General features: G+C 43.2%; 16 protein-coding genes. 6 read left to right on the top strand and 10 right to left on the bottom strand.

Going from position 1 to position 17,257, the window contains the following annotated elements; all coding sequences use genetic code 11:
- Nucleotides 1-3: 3 nt before the first annotated feature.
- From OCC_RS04135 to OCC_RS04110, 6 genes are all read right to left on the bottom strand, one after another.
- Nucleotides 4-612: an indolepyruvate oxidoreductase subunit beta gene (locus OCC_RS04135; protein WP_004068221.1), complete on the bottom strand. Its 609-nt coding sequence runs from the start codon at nucleotides 610-612 to the stop codon at nucleotides 4-6.
- Entirely contained in the window at nucleotides 609-2,549 is a 1,941-nt protein-coding gene (gene iorA / locus OCC_RS04130; protein WP_004068220.1) for an indolepyruvate ferredoxin oxidoreductase subunit alpha, read from the bottom strand. Before iorA ends, OCC_RS04135 begins: the two co-directional genes overlap by 4 nt.
- A 10-nt stretch (nucleotides 2,550-2,559) precedes the next feature.
- Entirely contained in the window at nucleotides 2,560-3,927 is a 1,368-nt protein-coding gene (gene acs / locus OCC_RS04125) for an acetate--CoA ligase alpha subunit (protein ID WP_004068219.1), read from the bottom strand.
- Nucleotides 3,928-4,235: 308 nt separating this feature from the next.
- Nucleotides 4,236-4,865, bottom strand: coding sequence for a dTMP kinase (gene tmk, locus OCC_RS04120; RefSeq protein ID WP_004068218.1), 630 nt, complete (start codon nucleotides 4,863-4,865; stop codon nucleotides 4,236-4,238).
- A gap of 82 nt (nucleotides 4,866-4,947) precedes the next feature.
- Entirely contained in the window at nucleotides 4,948-5,655 is a 708-nt protein-coding gene (locus OCC_RS04115; protein ID WP_004068217.1) for a phosphohexomutase domain-containing protein, read from the bottom strand.
- A gap of 10 nt (nucleotides 5,656-5,665) precedes the next feature.
- Nucleotides 5,666-6,751: a nucleotidyltransferase family protein gene (locus OCC_RS04110; protein WP_004068216.1), complete on the bottom strand. Its 1,086-nt coding sequence runs from the start codon at nucleotides 6,749-6,751 to the stop codon at nucleotides 5,666-5,668.
- Nucleotides 6,752-6,858: 107 nt separating this feature from the next.
- Here OCC_RS04110 and OCC_RS04105 point away from each other — a divergent pair, with 107 nt between their 5' ends.
- The 5 genes from OCC_RS04105 to OCC_RS04085 all read left to right on the top strand — a co-directional run bounded on the left by OCC_RS04105 (nucleotide 6,859) and on the right by OCC_RS04085 (nucleotide 11,835).
- Nucleotides 6,859-8,733 carry a phosphoenolpyruvate carboxykinase (GTP) gene (locus OCC_RS04105; RefSeq protein ID WP_004068215.1) on the top strand — a complete coding sequence of 625 codons (1,875 nt, stop codon included), beginning with the start codon at nucleotides 6,859-6,861 and terminating at the stop codon, nucleotides 8,731-8,733.
- Between the two features lie 137 nt (nucleotides 8,734-8,870).
- Nucleotides 8,871-10,055 carry a magnesium transporter gene (locus tag OCC_RS04100; RefSeq protein ID WP_004068214.1) on the top strand — a complete coding sequence of 395 codons (1,185 nt, stop codon included), beginning with the start codon at nucleotides 8,871-8,873 and terminating at the stop codon, nucleotides 10,053-10,055.
- A 57-nt stretch (nucleotides 10,056-10,112) separates the two neighbouring features.
- Nucleotides 10,113-10,730, top strand: coding sequence for a potassium channel family protein (locus tag OCC_RS04095; RefSeq protein ID WP_004068213.1), 618 nt, complete (start codon nucleotides 10,113-10,115; stop codon nucleotides 10,728-10,730).
- Nucleotides 10,717-11,313 carry a potassium channel family protein gene (locus OCC_RS04090; protein WP_004068212.1) on the top strand — a complete coding sequence of 199 codons (597 nt, stop codon included), beginning with the start codon at nucleotides 10,717-10,719 and terminating at the stop codon, nucleotides 11,311-11,313. Before OCC_RS04095 ends, OCC_RS04090 begins: the two co-directional genes overlap by 14 nt.
- A gap of 51 nt (nucleotides 11,314-11,364) precedes the next feature.
- Nucleotides 11,365-11,835 (top strand): hypothetical protein, encoded by a 471-nt coding sequence (locus OCC_RS04085; protein ID WP_004068211.1) that lies wholly within the window; start codon nucleotides 11,365-11,367, stop codon nucleotides 11,833-11,835.
- Here OCC_RS04085 and OCC_RS04080 read toward each other — a convergent pair.
- The 4 genes from OCC_RS04080 to OCC_RS04065 form a co-directional block, all read right to left on the bottom strand.
- Nucleotides 11,832-13,343, bottom strand: a complete 1,512-nt coding sequence (locus tag OCC_RS04080; protein ID WP_004068210.1) for a metallophosphoesterase family protein — start codon at nucleotides 13,341-13,343, stop codon at nucleotides 11,832-11,834. The two genes, OCC_RS04085 and OCC_RS04080, sit on opposite strands and share 4 nt — an antisense overlap.
- A gap of 5 nt (nucleotides 13,344-13,348) precedes the next feature.
- Nucleotides 13,349-13,759 (bottom strand): CBS domain-containing protein, encoded by a 411-nt coding sequence (locus OCC_RS04075; RefSeq protein ID WP_004068209.1) that lies wholly within the window; start codon nucleotides 13,757-13,759, stop codon nucleotides 13,349-13,351.
- A gap of 62 nt (nucleotides 13,760-13,821) precedes the next feature.
- Nucleotides 13,822-14,721 carry a 2-phosphoglycerate kinase gene (locus tag OCC_RS04070; RefSeq protein ID WP_004068208.1) on the bottom strand — a complete coding sequence of 300 codons (900 nt, stop codon included), beginning with the start codon at nucleotides 14,719-14,721 and terminating at the stop codon, nucleotides 13,822-13,824.
- A complete protein-coding gene (locus OCC_RS04065; protein WP_020953648.1) occupies nucleotides 14,718-16,022 on the bottom strand; it encodes a 2,3-phosphoglycerate synthetase in 1,305 nt (434 codons plus the stop codon). Before OCC_RS04065 ends, OCC_RS04070 begins: the two co-directional genes overlap by 4 nt.
- A gap of 133 nt (nucleotides 16,023-16,155) precedes the next feature.
- On the opposite strand from OCC_RS04065, the gene wtpA reads away from it, so the two are divergent.
- On the top strand, nucleotides 16,156-17,229 hold the full coding sequence (wtpA, locus tag OCC_RS04060; RefSeq protein WP_004068206.1) for a tungstate ABC transporter substrate-binding protein WtpA: 1,074 nt from the start codon (nucleotides 16,156-16,158) through the stop codon (nucleotides 17,227-17,229).
- Nucleotides 17,230-17,257: the final 28 nt, after the last annotated feature.

Genomic DNA, 17,257 nt, shown 5'->3' with positions numbered 1-17,257 from the left:
GGCTTAGAGCCCTAAAATCTCTTTTGCAGCCTTTATTCCAAGGTCAAAGGCTTTCATGTTCATTTCCACGGCTTTTGGAGGAACGCTTATTTTTATGACCTCTCTAACGTGTTCTGCATCGAGTGGGAACTCTGGAATTTGTGTTAAAGCTCCAATTAGAACTGTGTTGGTTGTAACAACGTGCCCTGCTTTTTCCGCAAGCTCTTCAGCATTAAAGCCAATCCATTTTGCCTTGAAGTCCTCTTCGAAGACTTTCCTTATCTCGTCCAAGCTCGGGTACTTTGCCATTCCCATCGAAACCTGCACTGGAACTATTGGCTTTGTGTTAACAACTACCATTCCACCCTCTTTGAGGTAGTTAATGTATCTTAAGGCCTCGACAGGCTCGAAGGAAAGCATAACATCTGCTTTTCCCTCTGGCACCATTGAGCCGTAAACGTCTTCGCCAAAGCGCACATAGCTTATAACTGACCCAAACCTCTGGCTCATTCCGTGGACTTCACCTAATCTTACCTTGTATCCCGCTCTTAAGGCAGCCCAGCCAAGAATGTTTGCGGCCGTTAAAACTCCCTGACCTCCTACTCCAGTGATAACTATGTTATACTCCCTCATTCTGCTCCCTCCTTTACAGGCTCAAAAGCTCCGAATGGACATACTTGGGCACAACCTCCACATCCCCAGCACATTGTTGGCTCAACTCTTGCCTGTCTCTTCTCCTCGTCCCAGTAAATCGCTGGACAGCCGTAGGCGTTGATACATACCCTACATCCTGTACACTTCTCCTCATTGACTTGGTAGATTGGCCACTTTTCGCCTCTTCTTCTCATTTGTCCCACTTTGTAGAGAGCACAGACTTGTCTTGATACCACAACGCTAACTCCTTCAACCTCTAAGGCTTTCTTTATGGTTTCATAGGTTGTCTTTATGTCATATGGGTCAACCACTGCTACAAAGTCGGCTCCCATGGCTTTTGCAACATCCTCAATGGGTATCCTCTTGCCCATACCATGCGGGGTCTGTCCGGTGCTTGGATTTGGCTGATCACCGGTCATTGCAGTGACGAGGTTATCCAAAACCACTATCAGCACGTTTGAGCGGTTGTAGATTGCGTTTGCCAAAGCCGGTAATCCAGTGTGGTAGAACGTTGAATCACCAATTGTGGCAACTATTACCTGCTTCTCTGGATTTCTCTGTTCTTCACTTAGGCTTCCGTTTTGGGCTATGCTCAATCCATGGGCAATTCCAATTGAAGCACCCATTGCAACCGTTGTATCAACCGTTTGGAGAGGCGGAAGCAATCCTAGGGTATAACATCCTATATCGCTCGGGTAGATTGCCCTAGCCCTTGTGGCTTTCTTTATTGCGTAGAAGCTGTTTCTGTGCGGGCAGGCTGGGCATAATGATGGGGGTCTTGGGGGTAAGAGTGGCTTAACCTTTTCGTACTTTGCGTCAAGCTCTTCAAAGTTTATTGGCGTGTCAACTCCAAGGAACTTTGCTATAGCAGTTACTGCCCTCCTTGTTGTCATCTCGTAAACTCTGGGCACGAGATCTTTGCCGTGGATTGGGATAGTAAGCCCTTTGTCGTAAGCCCACGTTTTTACCTGCTCCTCAACAACCGGCTCGAGCTCCTCTACGATAAGAACCTTCTCAAGTCCCTCAAAGAACTTCTCTAACAAACCATAGGGAACAGGGAACGGTGTTCCAAGTTTGAGAATCTTGACATCGTCAACGCCAAGCCAGGCGAGAGCTTCTTTCACATAGGCGTAGCTCAAACCCGGAGCGATTATACCGACCTTGGCGTTCTCGTCGCCTTCTATCCAATTGAATGGACAGTTGTTGAGTTCCTCTCTTATTTTCTCAATCTTCTCAAGGATTATTGGGTGGAATTTTCTTGCGTTAGCTGGGACGTCGACAAACCTGTTTGGATCTTTTTTAAACTTTCCAAACTTTCTCTTTCCTTGCTTTATTTCCTCTGGCAGTTCTCCTAGTACTACATCTCCTCTCGCGTGGGAAGTCCTCGTCGTTGTCCTTAAAATCACAAAGTGCTTAAACTTCTCACTAAGCTCAAAGGCATACTTTGTCATCTCCTTTGCCTCATGGGGATCGCTTGGCTCAAGGACTGGAACATTTGCAAACTTTGCATAAATCCTAGTATCTTGTTCATTCTGTGAAGACCACATGCTTGGGTCGTCTGCCACCATTATGACGAATCCACCCTCTACTCCCATTCCAACAGCACTCATGAAAGTATCGGCAGCAACGTTCAAACCAACGTGCTTCATTGCGGTCATTGCTCTAAGGCCACTCCAAGCTGCGGCTAAAGCGGTCTCAAAAGCTACCTTTTCGTTTGTGGAATACTCCATGTAGACTCCAGCTTTTTTGCTTACAACAGCCATTGTATCGGTGAGCTCAGAGCTTGGAGTTCCAGGATAAGCGGCATAAACCGCTATGTTTGCCTCAAGTGCTCCCCTAGCTATTGCCTGGTTTCCTAAAAGCAAAACCCTTTCTCCGGGTTTGTCCCATAAAACAATATCACTAACTTTAGCCATCCACACCACCTCATTCTTTAACAACACCCTTTGACTTGGCAAACTCCGCCAGAGCGTAAGCAGCTACCCCAACGTCTTCGGGTCGTTCATAAGTTGGAATCTCTTCCTTTTCAAGAAGTTCCTTGGCTTTCTCGCTAACGTATCCAGCCATGAACAATGCCAAAACCGGTTTTCCATTGGTAACCTCTTTTACCGCCCTTATGACTCCCTCCGCATGCTCTGTTGGAGTCATCCCCGCAAAAGTTGGCACAACACAAATAGCGATGAGCATATCAACGTTTTCATCCTCTAAAAGGAGCTTTGCTGTCTTGTAGTACTCTTCTCCCCTGGCTGAGGCTATCATGTCAACTGGGTTTTTAACTGCCGCCATTGGGGGCAAGAATGAGCGGAGCTTTTGCATTGTCTCCTCTTCCAAGTTAGCTAACTTTAATCCTCTCTTGTCTATTTCATCTGCCGTTAAAACCCCTGGACCACCTGCGTTGGTCATTATTGCGACTCTCTTTCCTTTTGGCAGTGGTTGGGTGAAAGCCCTTGCCATGCTCAACATTTCGTCTATAGTGTTTGCAACTAAAATTCCGCTTTGCTTGAATGCAGCTTCATAAATAGCGTAACTTCCGGCCAAAGAACCCGTATGGGATGAGGCAGCCCTTGCACCACTTTCGCTCTTTCCGGCTTTTAGGGCTATTATTGGCTTCTTCTTGCTGACTCTTTTCGCAACTTCCATGAATCTCCTTCCGTCTTTTATACCCTCTATATAAAGGGCGATGGCTTTGCTGTTTTCATCCTCAGCCAAATACTCCATAAGGTCTGCAAAGTCCACGTCACTCATATTCCCGACGCTTATGAACTTGGAAAAGCCGATGTCCTCTTTGATAGTCTTGTAAACTATTCCAGCTCCTAAGGCTCCGCTTTGGGATATGAAAGCAACGCTGCCTTTCTTGGCATTCATGATAAACGTTGCATTGAGATTGCTGTGAGTGTCCATTACTCCTACACAGTTAGGCCCTATGATTCTCATTCCATATTTATGGGCTATTTCAACGAGTTCTCTCTCTTCTTTCTTTCCCTCTTCACCCATTTCGCCGAATCCTGCTGTTATTATTATGACGCCTTTTACGCCTTTTTCTCCGCAATCGATGAGTGATTGTTTGACAAATCTTTTGGGTACGACTATGACAGCCAGGTCGACCTCATCTGGAATGTCCTTGACGTTCTTGTATGCTTTAACTCCTTGAACGACTTCGTCTTTTATATTTACTGGATAAACCTTCCCTTTGTACTCTTTAAGGTTTTTGAAGACCTCATAACCGAGTTTCAGAGGGTCATTAGATGCTCCCAGCACCGCAACGCTCCTTGGGGTGAAGAAATAATCAAGCATTTTTACAATCACCGAGTTTCATATCGGTAAAAGTCTATATAAGCTTTCCGAGAAAGCGCAGTTAGGCAATCTTGACCATAAAAAAGCACGAATTAGTCTTTGATGAGCATAAAGCGACACGGATGCATCATCACTCCGAGTAATATGCCTTCACAAGGCAAAGCCTCGGCTAACCCTCTTGTCATCACTCATCAGAGTGGCTAACGCTCGTCATCGGCTAACACTTTTTAAAGAATAGGGAGTTAAAAGGTTTGGGATGATGTGCGTTTACCGGTCTGATAGATGATGAGATCGGCACTGTCTGACCTCTACTCTCTTTTTTCAAGGAGTTCATGCTCAACCAGAGCCACTATATCGTTGTGAATATCCTCAACAGGGGCTAGGGCGTTTATAATCCTTATCTCCTCAAACTTCTCGGCAAGCTTTAGGTAGTTTTCCCTCACCTTTTTCTGGAGCTCCACGATCTTATCAAACTCTGACCTGATGCTCCTACCGTTTATGCGTTTTATGCTCTCCTTAACTGGCAAGTCGAGAAGGATTACGAGGTCAGCCCTTGGAGCAAAGGCATTCAAGTTGATAAGCCACTCCAAGTCAAGCCCCCTTGCCCACTGGTAAGCTAGGGAGGAGTAGAAATACCTATCCGATATAACCACTTTTCCGGCTTTTAGAGAAGGCTCTATGAGTTTTTTAACGTGCTCGGCTCTATCTGCGGCAAAAAGTAGTGCCTCCGCTTCTTTGCTTATCCGCGCACCATCGATTATTCCCTCTTTTCCTCCCGTCAGTACGAGTCTCCTTATTAGCTTTCCAAAAGCAGTGTCTGTAGGTTCTTTGGTGAGAACGACTTCGTATCCCTTATTTTCAAACCACTTCGCAAGCATTTTAGCTTGAGTTGATTTTCCTGCTCCGTCAATTCCTTCTAAGACGATGAACATGCCCATAAATACACCTCCAGAGTTGCAACTTACCTGATCCTTTCTTTTTAATGCTTTTTGTCTTTTGTATTTCTTCTTAGAGTTGAATTCAGAGGGTCTTCTTCATATAATCTAAGAGCTTCCACATGCTACCAAACTCTTTTTCTTCTTCTCCTTTGTGGAATTCTACATATCCATTTGGCTTAAAGCGAAGTCCAAAGGTGTAATCTCCTTTTTTGAGCTTTTGAAGGTAAACCTCCTTAGGTTTTGGAGGCAAATAGCTGGTCATCATATCGTTGAGAAGCTCCACTTCAAACCCAAAGTGTTCATTTAATCTGGGGAAGAAGAGTACTGCTGGAGTATTCATGCAATCCACTAATGCGCTTCCCTCTATCTTGAAGTTATAGTGCCTGAAAATATCCTGCAGAAAGTCGTCTAGGGCGTTGGGATAATAAACAGTAGCTCCTATATCGTTGGGATGTGCCTCTATAAACTTCTTACTCTCCAGTATGGCCTTTATTTCATCGGGGTCAAAGCCACTAATCTCCACCCTTACCCCATTGTGATAGTAAACATATACTAGGGGTAGGCCCCTCTTATGGGCAAAATCTTTGAGTGCTATTAGCGGAATAAGTCTAACATCCATAGTTGCTGCCCCGGTGCTTACGATTCCCACTACGAGTGCCCTCTTTCCATACCTTGAAATTGCCCTTCCGTCTCGTCCTACCACTATAGTTCCCTGTCCTACGGTTCCTATTGCTCTACCAAGCAGAGCGAGCTCTTCTGGGTTGAATTCCTCGGATCTATAAATCTCCATCATAATCACCTCAATCAGGAAGTATTATACTTTCTTTTCCAATTCTTGACTCAGTCCAGATTTTTACATTTGCACCAATTTTTGTGAAGTCCTCAATCACGGAGTTATCTCCGATAACGCTACCACTTTCAATAATTACACCCTTTCCGATGTAAACGTTCTCTCCAATTATTGCTTCGTAGATCTCTGCTCCTTCCTCGATAGTCACATTGGAGAATATTACCGACCGTTCTATTTTAACGTTTCTGCCTATTTTAACGTTATCTCCCAGTACGGCAAATCCCCTTATGCTTGGGTTTCTGATTTGACATCTCCTTCCGCTGTAAAGAGAGCCTCCATATTCTAGGTTCCCTTTTAAGGATTCCGTTCTTAATTGTGGGAGTCTCAGTCTCCCCAAGAACACGTCCTCAGTTGCTTGAAGGTAGCTTGATGGCCTCCCCACGTCGTTCCAGTATTCTTTAAACGGAAAACCATAAAGGGGTAAATTCTCTTCGAGCATTTTGGGAAACAGATTGAGTGAGAAATCAAAGTTTTCCCCTTTGGGTACTAGATCGAATGCCTCTGGTTCGAAGACGTAGATGCCTGCATTTACAAGGTTGCTAAATGCCTCTTCCGGCTTTGGTTTTTCCTTGAACCTTATTATTCTGTTCTCTGAATCTACAATCGCTATCCCATACTGGGTTGGATCTTCAACCTGCGAGAGGGCTATTGTTGCGAGGGCTTTCTTTTTTTTGTGGTACTCATAGAGAGCTCTAATGTTTAAATTAGTGAGAACATCACTTGAAGCGACTATAAACGTGTCCTCTATTTTGTCCACAACCTTTTTTGTTGCTCCTGCGGTTCCAAGCTTTATGTTTTCTCCATTTGAATAGTGAATCTCAACCCCAAAATCACTTCCGTCTCCAAAATACTCCATGATTCTCTCTTTTAGGTATCCAACGAGTACGAATATCTCTTCCACTCCAGCGTTTACTAGGGCGTTGACTATGTACTCCATCATGGGTTTGTTGAAAAATGGAATCATTGGTTTGGGGCGGTAGACGGTTAGAGGAAGCAATCTTGTGCCTTTTCCGCCCGCTAGAATAACTGCTTGCATGTAACTGCCACCATAAAGTTTAGGGATTTCCCAGTTAATATAATTTATGGTGGTTTTATTGGAAATCTTTTTAATTTGTCATAATGACAATTTTTACGGTGATGTAAATGGAGCCTTTGGAATATCTTCAAAATAGACTTGATCCAGAACAGTTTGAGAAAATTAAGGTAATTGACAATCCTGAACTTCATGAATTTTTGGCAAAGTACATTGATCTTTTGAATCCTGCAAAAGTTTTTGTTTGCACAGACTCGAAGGAAGATGAGGACTATGTAAGGAGAAAGGCAATTGAATACGGGGAGGAGAAGCCCCTCGCGATGGAAGGGCATACCGTCCACTACGATGGCTATTACGATCAAGCTAGAGATAAAGCTAGGACTAAAATCTTGGTTCCTAAGGGGGTGGAGATTCCGTTCATAAATACTATGGACAGGGAAGAAGGGCTTAAGGAGATTCATGAAATCATGAGAGATATTGCAAAAGGTAAGGAGCTGTTTGTATGTTTCTTTGTGCTCGGCCCTAAGAACTCAATCTTCACGATTCCCGCTGTTCAGCTCACCGATTCCGCATATGTTGCTCACAGTGAGTTTATCCTTTACAGAAAAGGTTACGAGGAGTTTAAACGCCTTGGAAGAGATGCAAAGTTTTTGAAGTTTGTCCATTCTGCGGGGGAACTTGACGAAAGAAAGACCAGCAAGAACATAGATAAGAGAAGGATTTACATTGACCTTGAAGGAGAGACTGTCTATTCAGCAAACACACAGTACGGTGGCAATACAATAGGGCTCAAAAAGCTCGCCTTCAGGCTTACGATTAGAAGAGCTGTCCAAGAAGGTTGGCTGAGCGAGCATATGTTTCTTATGCGCGTGAACGGACCTAATGGGAGAAAAACTTATTTCACGGGAGCTTATCCATCTATGTGCGGCAAAACCTCAACAGCAATGCTTCCATGGGAGAACATAGTGGGCGATGACCTCACGTTCATAGTTGACATGAAAGGTGAAGCCAGAGGGGCTAACGTCGAGAAGGGTGTTTTTGGAATAATCCAGGGAGTCAACCAGGAGGATGATCCAATAATATGGCAGGTTCTTCACTCACCGAATGAGATAATCTTCTCGAACGTTCTCGTTAAAGATGGAAAGCCCTACTGGAATGACATGGGCATTCCGATTCCAGACGAAGGCGAGAACCACAGCGGGAAGTGGTGGAGAGGAAAGAAAGATGCCGAGGGTAACGAGATACCACCGAGCCACAAAAATGCTCGCTTCACAGTCAGCCTTGAGGCATTTCCAAACGTTGATTTAGAGGCCCTTGAAGCTCCTTGTGGCGTTAGAATCGGTGGCATGATATTTGGTGGCAGAGATGCAGATACCTGGCCCCCGGTGAGGGAAGCGTTTGACTGGGCACATGGAGTCATTACTATGGGAGCGGCGTTGGAAAGTGAAACAACCGCAGCCACCCTTGGAAAGGAGGGAGTGAGGGCATTCAATCCAATGGCTATTTTGGATTTCCTGAGTGTTCATATTGGGGACTATCTTAGGAACTATCTTGAATTCGAGAAAAAGCTAAGGATAAAGCCGAAAATATTTGCCGTTAACTACTTCCTTAGAGATAAAGACGGCAGATGGCTGAATCATAAGCTCGACAAGGCAGTGTGGCTCAAATGGATGGAGCTTAGGGTTCATGGGGATGTTGATGCGATAGAAACTCCCGTTGGATACATTCCAAAATACGAAGACCTGAAGAGACTCTTTAAGGAAGTCCTCAACAAGGATTACAGCAGAGAAGACTATGAAAAGCAGTTTACCATCAGAGTTCCCGAGTTCCTTGCCAAGATAGAAAGGATTGAAAAGATTTACAAGGATGTTGGCAACATCCCAGAAGAGCTCTTTAAGATTTTAGAGGAAGAAAGACAAAGACTCCTAAAGGCGAAAGAGGAGTATGGAGACTATATATCCCCATTCCAGCTAGAAAAGAGCTAACATATAAGAAAATCCGTCTTTTACTTCTTTTTTCTTCGGTTAGGGTCACCAAAACCTTTTTATATAACTTTTCGGAGAGTTACTCGGTAAGGTAAAAGACAGTGGCAAGGAGGGAGCAGAAATGAGGGGGGAGGAATATGAAAAGCCTCCAAGTAGTTCTTGGAAGGGAGCTTTCAGAGAAATTCAGAGAAGCATTGATAGCAGTTCCAGCGCTAATAGTTTGTCTTCTTATGGACTTCTTTGCCGGAGCGTTCTTGGGTAGATTTTTTGAAAAGATTATGCTGAGTTACCCGGTCATATTCGTGATTCTCCCGGGACTTATGGGGTTGAGAGGCAACATTTTTGGGGCAATGGCTTCTCGCTTTACTACAATGCTCCATCTAGGTGAGATGGAGCCAAAGCTGAGAGATAAAAATGTTTTGAAAAACATTTTCTTGAGCATTCTCCTATCTCTCCTCCCTGTTATTGTGCTCTGGATTGTGGGAGTTCTTAAAGTGGGAAACGCCATATCCGGAATGATTGTGCTTTTAATAGTGCTAACTTCGACTATTTTCGTAAGCTTGATAATGGGTTATGCAACAGCACTTGCCACCGTATTGCCCTTCAAGAAGGGCATTGATCCAGACACCGTGGCGGCACCTTTGGTAACTTCCGCTGGAGATCTCGTCACAATGCCTTTTCTGGTCTTCTTTATTCTCCTTTATGAAGATATTCCCCATGTCTTCGGTAGCTTAGTAGTTTTGGCGTTTTTGCTTTTGCTAGCTATGTTCATCAAAACAAAATTTGAAAGCGAAGAGAAGCGCATGATTAGAGAAATTCTAGGAATTATTGGGGCTTTAGCATTGTTGTCAAGCATTTCGGGAGGACTGCTCGAATCTTACAGCGAAATTATTTATGCTTCTGTTGTGTTCAGCGTCATGTACCCTGCAATACTTGGCACTGCTGGAAACTATGGATCAATTATTGGAGCAAAAACCTCAACGAAGCTTCATCTTGGGGAAATCGAGGGCTTTCTTAACCGGGATTCCATACTAGATATTTTTGTGTACTTTGTGACGAGTTTTTTCATAGCAGTCCTAATGAACTTAGTGGCAATAGGTGTGGTAAAACTAAGCTTGGGAAAGAGCATTGGACTTGTTTTCCCGTTTATCTTTCTTTATCCTTTCTTGGTCTTGTTTAACATGTTCATTGGATACTTCCTCGCAATAGTCTTTGATAGACTTGGGTTAGATCCTGATAATGCCACCGTTCCAACGATAACAACTTTAGCAGATATATTTTCCACACTCTTCACTGTGGGGGTTGCTCATCTGATTGTTTAGTCTAAGAAAACCTTAAAAGAAAATGAGATATGAGATAAAAACGGGGAGGACAAAGGGATGGAAGAGTTTGAGGAGTTTGAGTATCAGCCTAAGAGCGTTAAAGAAATTTTCATTGAGATGAAAAACATCGTCGAGCTCATGGTTGATCTTGCTTACACAGCAATCCTCTTCGGGGATAAAGAGATAGCCGAGGAAGTGCTCGATCTCGAGGAGAGAATGGATCTCCTTAACTACCACCTTATGACACACGCTGTTTTGGCAGCAAGAAATCCAAAGGAGGCGGAGCAGATAACTTCTGTTCTGCAGATGGCAAATTCAATAGAGGACATCTCAAACGCCGCTGGAGACCTTGCAAAGATGGTTCTTGAAGGAGTTGAACTTCATCCAGTTATTACAGAGGCAATTATGGAAAGCGAGGAAGTAATAGCAAAGGTTCCAGTCTCTGCAGATTCTGTCATCGTAGGAAAAACACTTGGGGAGCTTGATCTTGCCACAAACACTGGGGTTTGGATAATAGCGGTGAAAAGGGGTAAAAGGTGGATTTTTGCCCCGGATAAGGACTTCAAGATAAAGCCGGGAGATATTTTGATAGGAAGGGGAACTCACACCTCTGTTGAACACCTTAAAGAGATTGCGAGAGGAATTATCAGGGTGGTTGGTGATGAAAGAGCTTGAAGAGATAAAAGATTGTCTCATAGAAATGAAAAACCTTTCTTCTCTTATGGTTGACCTTGCCTTCTCCTCAGTCATGTACGATAGTGAGGACATAGCCGATGAGGTTTATATCCTGGAAGAAAAAATGGATGAGCTCACATTAAAAGTCAAAAAACTTGCTTTGAGGGCTGCCAAGTATGAAGAAAATCCCGAAAAGCTCCTAAGTATAATTGAGATGGCTACAATAAACGAGCAGATAAGCGATTCCGCCTATGAGATAGCAGACCTTGTTCTCAGGGATGTTGAGCCTCACCCCATAATAAGGAAAATAATGCACGATGTTGATGAAGAAATAGGGCGCATAAAGGTTAACAAGGGGTCAATACTAATAGGACAACCCCTCAAACAGCTTAAGCTTCCAACCAAAGTGGGTGTAAGGTTAATAGCGATAAAGAGGGGAGGAAGATATATTTACAACCCCTCCAAGGACGAGAAAATTGAAGAGGGGGACATATTGATAGCCGTAGGCTCTGGAATTGATCGCCTGAGAGAACTCTCCAACGAAAAAGGAGAGGAAGGAGAATTCATAGAAGAGGAGGAATGATTATAAACCCTTTAGGTTACTTATTTTTGAAAAGAAAATGGAGGATTTGGAATGAAAGTGGAAGGATTTGTCGCAAGTTTAAAAAACGCTGAAACAATTGAGGAGCTCTTTGATATCCTTGAGAAGAAAGGTGCACCGATTATAGAGTTTGATGGGCAGAAAACTCTCGTAGTTGTTGAGGGGGACTTTGAGGGAAAACCATTTTGGACGGAGATAAACGGCAAAAAAGCTAACTTTGCCCTTGGAGATGCGATGTTGAACTCTGCAAGCTTTCCCTTTAAATGTAAAAAGCCCTATACGGGTGGAAACGCTATCTTTGTGAACTTCGAAAATATAGAAAGCGAGGAATTTCTGGTTGCATACAGGTCAGAGGATACTTTAAGGGCATTTCATGTGAAGGGCACAGAAGTTGAGAAAATAGATGAGAAGAGATACGAGGAACTTATTGCTAAGATGCCCGAGTTCAAAGTTAAGGGCTTCTCTGAAGAGCAGATGGACATGATGGGCGCCTTCTTCGGCTAAGCCCATGGCACTTTTGTTTTTATTTTCCATATTCCTAGGAGTTTTCTTGATCCCCAGGTTGCCTGTATTTCAAATGCTGCTATCATATCTTCATAGATGTCTATTAAGTTGAAGGAGTTTCCAAAGGGATTTCTGTGGAGCTCCCAGCTTATTGACCCTGCGTTTATTATTGGTGTTTCTTCGACTTTTATTCCCAATGTGTTGCCACCGTGACCCGTTAAAACTAAATTTGCTTTTTCATCTGTTAATATCTTCAAAACATTGCCCCCATCTTCTAAAAATCCTATCTCTCTGCTTTTAGGTATTGGAATTATGTTGTGGTGCATTATTACAGCTCTGAACTTTTCTTCATGTTCCTGTAGATGTTTTCTCAAAATTTTCTGGCCTATTCTCCCAACCACTCCTATAGGAGTCTCATATTGGGCTGAAATTATTGGAATGAATGCAAAATTCTCCATTTCCAGAATTTTTGGCTCCCCAAAATACTCTTTGAAGAGGTCGTAGCCGAGATAGGTAATGTCGTTGTGACCGGGCACTATAATCTTCTCTGGCTTGATCTTTTCCCAGAATTCGTAAGCTTTTGCATAGTACCTCTCGGTTCCGACATCCACCATGTCTCCGCAGTGTATGACTAAATCTGGTTTGTACTTCTCGTTGATAGCCTTAATTGCGTTTTTCAAAACTCTCTCTCTGAAATAAACCCTATCTGAAACATTGCTCTCGCTCATCTGGACGATTCTTAGCAATCTTCTCTTCTTTGGAACAAAAATCCTTTGCTTTTTGATTTTAAACTCTCTTCTTGTGATATCTCCTGTTACCCGCTTTATACTTACCGAGATTTTTCCATCTTCTTTGATTTTGATTATGTTGTAGCTGTTTACGTCACCTTTTCTGGTCTTTCTGCATGAGGTACAGCCGGCATTTGCCACAACAAGCCCCTCAACTTTGTAGATATTGGGCACGTGCTTGTGCCCGCAGATGTAAAGGTTAACATCGTGCTTTAAAAGTAAGTCCAACACGTCGCCGGCATTGAATAAAACGTTCCTTTCCCTCCCCGTGTCCGGTAGAGGGACTAGATGGTGGTGGGAAGCAACTATCTTGAATTTTTTGTGGGAATACTCCTCAAGCCTTTCTTTGAGCCAGTGGAATTTGTAGCCCCCTATTCTCCCATCACTTAAGTCAGGGATCGTAGAATCTACCCATATTATAACGAGGTCGTCTTTTTCGTAAACCCCATTTAGTGGCCCTATGTACTTCTCAAAGAGTTCATAACCGACGTTTCTTGCATCGTGATTTCCAGGAACGACTATTAAAGGCTTCTGAATCTTTTTTAGTTCATAACTTGCCCTCTCGTATTCTTCCCTCAATCCCTCGTTTGTCACATCTCCCGTGTGAATAACCATGTCATAGTCTAGTGTGTTGACTTCGTTGGCTATTAGATCGAAGGCATATCCTTTGTAGGCTTCTCCGCTGGTTATGTGGGTGTCACTTATGTGGGCTATTTTCATATCCCTCACTCCGCTGCTATTGAAGTTTCGAGCTTTCTCCTACTTGCCTCGAGCAAATCACTCAGTGTAAAAATCCCGACGACTTTTCCTTCTTCCCTCACCAATATGTGCTTTATCCTCTTTGCAGCCATAATCTTCAGCACTTCCTTTAGCGGTGTGTTCGTGTCTACGGTAATGAGGTCTTTTGTCATTATCTCCTTTACGGGAGTTGTATAGGGCAAGCCTGGGACGATTACCCTCCTAATAATATCACTTTTTGTAAAGAAACCCACAACGTTGTCTTTTTCATCAATAACCACCAGAGAGCCGATGTCAAAATCAACCATCACTTTGCACGCCTCTTGGACAGTGTCTTCTGGCCTTACCCCTATAAGCTTCTTCGTCATATAAACTTTGATAGGAGCGTTTTCATCCATTGGGATCACCATAAAAGCTCTCAAAAATTAATTGGTCTCAAAAAGATAAAAGAGTTTTGTCCTTAAATTGAAAGCTCAATACCCCTCTCCTTAAGCCGCTTTGGTATTTCCTCCATGAGATTGTTCATTATGGAATTTATAGACTGCTCAAGTTCGATGTTCTCTATAATCGGAATCCCGTATTCTTTCGCTTTTTCAATTAAATACTCTTGGATGTGCATTATGTTATCGATATTCTTCACGTAGTATTCCGCTGGCCTGAGGCTGTAACGGGCTCTTTCGTAAAACCTTGCTTCAAGTGCTTCACTGTTTTTTACAGTTATCAGATACATAAAACTCCTGTCGTTTAGGCTCACATAGCCTGGAACTAGGTGAATTCCCTCTATTATCGTGTTGAAACCCTCCTTGTATGAACGCTCTACAACTGCGTTAATTCCTACGGTTACATACCGAACTTGACTCTCAAATCCGTATATTAAAGGATCCACGTCTTTTGGCAAGTTTCTGAGCTCTCTCCATGCCAAAAACGAGGAAGTGTGGATTGCTGGTAGGAGCTCTTTGCTTATTATTTTCCTCATTACCTCTCTAACGGTGTCAGTTCCTATTACAGTCCTTATCCCAAGTCTAAAGGCTAACTCCGTTGCCAGCGTAGACTTTCCAACTCCAGTTGCTCCTCCGAGGAGGATTATCATCGGATACTTCAGCCTTCTAAGTTCATGCCAGAAAAGATACTTCCTAGCGGCATCTTTCAGCCCATGATCCAAGAGCTTCTTATAGGCCATCTTTCGAATTTCGTCCTTGGTGATTACCTTTACCTTTTTTCTCTCAAGTTCCTTTACTATCTCTGCCGCTATTGAATAGGCTATCCCAACGTCAACGCCGGTAGAAGTTATTGATCTAGTTAAGATTCCTCGTGAAAAGGGTATTTTGGTTTTCTTCTCGGGGTCAACGACGATTATCATTTGTCCTCACCTTTGAGCTCCCTTCCGATTTTCAAAACAGCTTCCTTCAAGTCCTTTCCGTCTATATTCACCGGTTCATTGTCTAGGTATATTATTTCCTTTCCATGCTTGAGAGCTTCCCTTGTAACCACGTCTACAGCAGCTGCTTTTAGTTCTACTACAACCGTATCGTAGTTAACAAAGCGTTTCAAGTCCTCTCTGAGTTTTTCTCTGTTTGCTAAGTTTGGGCTTTTTCCAACTATCTCGACCTCATAATGATCTTCCAAGTACTTCGCGGCTTTTTTAAGTCCTTCTGGAGGTGCAGTCATAACAAGGAGGGCTTTTTTGCCCCTTACATCTCCCAAGGGTCTTGGCCTAAAGGCCGTTAAATGAACTTCAGCCTTTGGGTTTATTTCCCTTAAAACTCTTTGGAGCTCTTCAAGCTTCTCTTTGCTTACCATATCGGCAAGTGTGACCACGATTAAGTCCGCGAGTCCCACTCTGAAGGGCCCGAAATAGCTCCTTATGAACTCAATTCTCTGAGTTGCACCGACGACGGTTATGTATTTATCTGCCTTAACCGCGGGGAAAGTTGCGCCGCTTCCCTCGAGTATCACTATATCTCCTTCAAGCTTCTCCGCGAGTTTTATTCCTTTGTCAACGATATCAAAAAAGCTAAAGCCTGCCATTCCGCCTCCGCATCTTCTGCATCCGATAGTTAAAACTCTAGCCGTTAAAGCGTCTTCAAAATGATCGGATGCAGCGTGCTTACCTGACTCCGCAATTTTTACCAGAAACTCGGGAGTTATCTCTATCTTATCTCCCTCAATTATCTCCGGCTCTTCTGGTCCTCCCCTGCCCATTGTTACTATTATGGGCTTTGCAATTTGTTTTAGAGTCCTTGCAACAAAACCACTTACCGCTGTTTTTCCAACTCTTTTGCCGGTCCCTAGTATTGTAATACTCGGTTTGTTGATTTTGGTGATCTTTTTGGGAGAGAATTCAAAATCAGCACCCTTGTATTTTACACCGTTCTTTAAGAGCACTGCTGCTATTCTAAATCTGTCCTCATAGTTCAGAACAGGCTCGTCGCTCAGGTCAACGACTTCCTCAATTTTGTTCTCCCTAATAGCCCTCTCGATTTCAAGAAGGTAGTCTTTACCGTAGTACAGCTTGACCCCTATTTTTTTCTCCAAGGACTTCATATCACCTATTTTTTCCGTGCCTCCCAAAAACACTGCACAGCATACATCTCCGAGCCCTTTTATAGCCCACGCAGTTACATCTGGATAGTGCTCCCCATCAATAAGCACCATTCTCATTCTCCCACCTTTAGAAGTTTAGTTAGTTTAGGTATAAAATCCTTCTGGAGTTAAGCAAACTAGCTTAACTTCAACACGTCTATTTACTCAAAATGTTTAAATACTCAAAGTTGAGTATTCTTCTGGTGGTGTGATGAAACGGGCATCATTGATTCTCATAGGAATTTTCCTTCTTGCAATAATTGCCAGCGGCTGCATTGGGGGGAATGAAGTTAAGGACACTGGAACGAAGGAAAGTATTGCCCCTTCATCAGAACAAACGGAACTTAAAAAATCAACTTTGAAGATTTTCCATGCTGGCTCTCTGAGCGAGCCCTTAAAAGACGTCAGCGAAGCTTTCAGGGAATACGCTAAGACCCTTGGTTATGATGTGGAAATTCAAGCAGAGGCTAGCGGAAGTGTTATGGCCGTTAGAAAAGTCACAGATTTGGGGAAAAAAGCCGATATCGTTGCCCTTGCAGATTACACCCTAATCCCTCAGTTGCTGGTGCCCAACTATACGGACTTTTACGTCCTTTTTGCGACCAATGAGATAGTCATAGCATTCACCGATAAGAGTAAATACGCCGATGAAATCAACTCTAACAACTGGTATGAGATTCTGGCGAGAGAGGATGTTTCCTTTGGATTCAGTGACCCCAATCAAGACCCTTGTGGTTATAGAAGTGTTATGGTAATGAAGCTTGCCGATATCTATTATGGAAAGCCGATTTTTGAAACTTTAGTAGAAAGAAACACCAACATCTATGCCGAAGGAAACCACATAGTTGCCCCAAAGGAGATTCAAATCAAGACTGACAAGGTTGTTATAAGACCAAAGGAAACGGATTTAACTGGCTTAGTGGAGAGCGGTAGTTTGGATTATTATTTCATTTACAAAAGTGTCGCAATGCAGCACGGCTTAAAGTTCGTTGAGTTGCCCAAAGAGATCAACCTGAAGGACTTTACTCTAGCAGACTATTATGGGCAGGTTTCAATAACTCTAGGCTCAACAGGAAAAACAATCAAAGCAAAACCAATTGTCTATGGAGTAACTGTCCTAAAAGATGCCCCCAATAAGGAGCTCGCTCTAGAGTACCTGAAGTTCTTACTGAGTGAAAGAGGCAAGGAAATTTTTGAGAAGAACTATCAGGATTTCATATGGCCACCTGTTGGATTTGGAAACATTCCAGAGGAGATCAAAAATGAAGTGGAGGTAGAGGGCTAAACTTTTTATCTTTTTCTTCAGAGGTGAG

Source organism: Thermococcus litoralis DSM 5473 (genome assembly GCF_000246985.2).
GTDB lineage: Archaea > Methanobacteriota_B > Thermococci > Thermococcales > Thermococcaceae > Thermococcus_A > Thermococcus_A litoralis.
The sequence above is the reverse complement of the archived record's forward strand: the minus strand, read 5'-3'. Positions and strand labels throughout refer to the sequence as shown.

What these genes read in the sequence shown, in the direction of transcription:
- OCC_RS04100 (WP_004068214.1), top strand. Translation starts at nt 8,871, where the DNA reads ATGAAAAGCCTCCAAGTAGTTCTTGGAAGGGAGCTTTCAGAGAAATTC.
- OCC_RS04075 (WP_004068209.1), bottom strand. Translation starts at nt 13,759, where the DNA reads ATGGATGAAAACGCTCCTATCAAAGTTTATATGACGAAGAAGCTTATA.
- OCC_RS04135 (WP_004068221.1), bottom strand. Translation starts at nt 612, where the DNA reads ATGAGGGAGTATAACATAGTTATCACTGGAGTAGGAGGTCAGGGAGTT.
- wtpA (WP_004068206.1), top strand. Translation starts at nt 16,156, where the DNA reads ATGAAACGGGCATCATTGATTCTCATAGGAATTTTCCTTCTTGCAATA.
- tmk (WP_004068218.1), bottom strand. Translation starts at nt 4,865, where the DNA reads ATGGGCATGTTCATCGTCTTAGAAGGAATTGACGGAGCAGGAAAATCA.
- OCC_RS04070 (WP_004068208.1), bottom strand. Translation starts at nt 14,721, where the DNA reads ATGATAATCGTCGTTGACCCCGAGAAGAAAACCAAAATACCCTTTTCA.
- OCC_RS04080 (WP_004068210.1), bottom strand. Translation starts at nt 13,343, where the DNA reads ATGAAAATAGCCCACATAAGTGACACCCACATAACCAGCGGAGAAGCC.
- OCC_RS04090 (WP_004068212.1), top strand. Translation starts at nt 10,717, where the DNA reads ATGAAAGAGCTTGAAGAGATAAAAGATTGTCTCATAGAAATGAAAAAC.
- OCC_RS04095 (WP_004068213.1), top strand. Translation starts at nt 10,113, where the DNA reads ATGGAAGAGTTTGAGGAGTTTGAGTATCAGCCTAAGAGCGTTAAAGAA.
- OCC_RS04065 (WP_020953648.1), bottom strand. Translation starts at nt 16,022, where the DNA reads ATGAGAATGGTGCTTATTGATGGGGAGCACTATCCAGATGTAACTGCG.
- OCC_RS04110 (WP_004068216.1), bottom strand. Translation starts at nt 6,751, where the DNA reads ATGCAAGCAGTTATTCTAGCGGGCGGAAAAGGCACAAGATTGCTTCCT.
- OCC_RS04115 (WP_004068217.1), bottom strand. Translation starts at nt 5,655, where the DNA reads ATGGAGATTTATAGATCCGAGGAATTCAACCCAGAAGAGCTCGCTCTG.
- iorA (WP_004068220.1), bottom strand. Translation starts at nt 2,549, where the DNA reads ATGGCTAAAGTTAGTGATATTGTTTTATGGGACAAACCCGGAGAAAGG.
- OCC_RS04085 (WP_004068211.1), top strand. Translation starts at nt 11,365, where the DNA reads ATGAAAGTGGAAGGATTTGTCGCAAGTTTAAAAAACGCTGAAACAATT.
- acs (WP_004068219.1), bottom strand. Translation starts at nt 3,927, where the DNA reads ATGCTTGATTATTTCTTCACCCCAAGGAGCGTTGCGGTGCTGGGAGCA.
- OCC_RS04105 (WP_004068215.1), top strand. Translation starts at nt 6,859, where the DNA reads ATGGAGCCTTTGGAATATCTTCAAAATAGACTTGATCCAGAACAGTTT.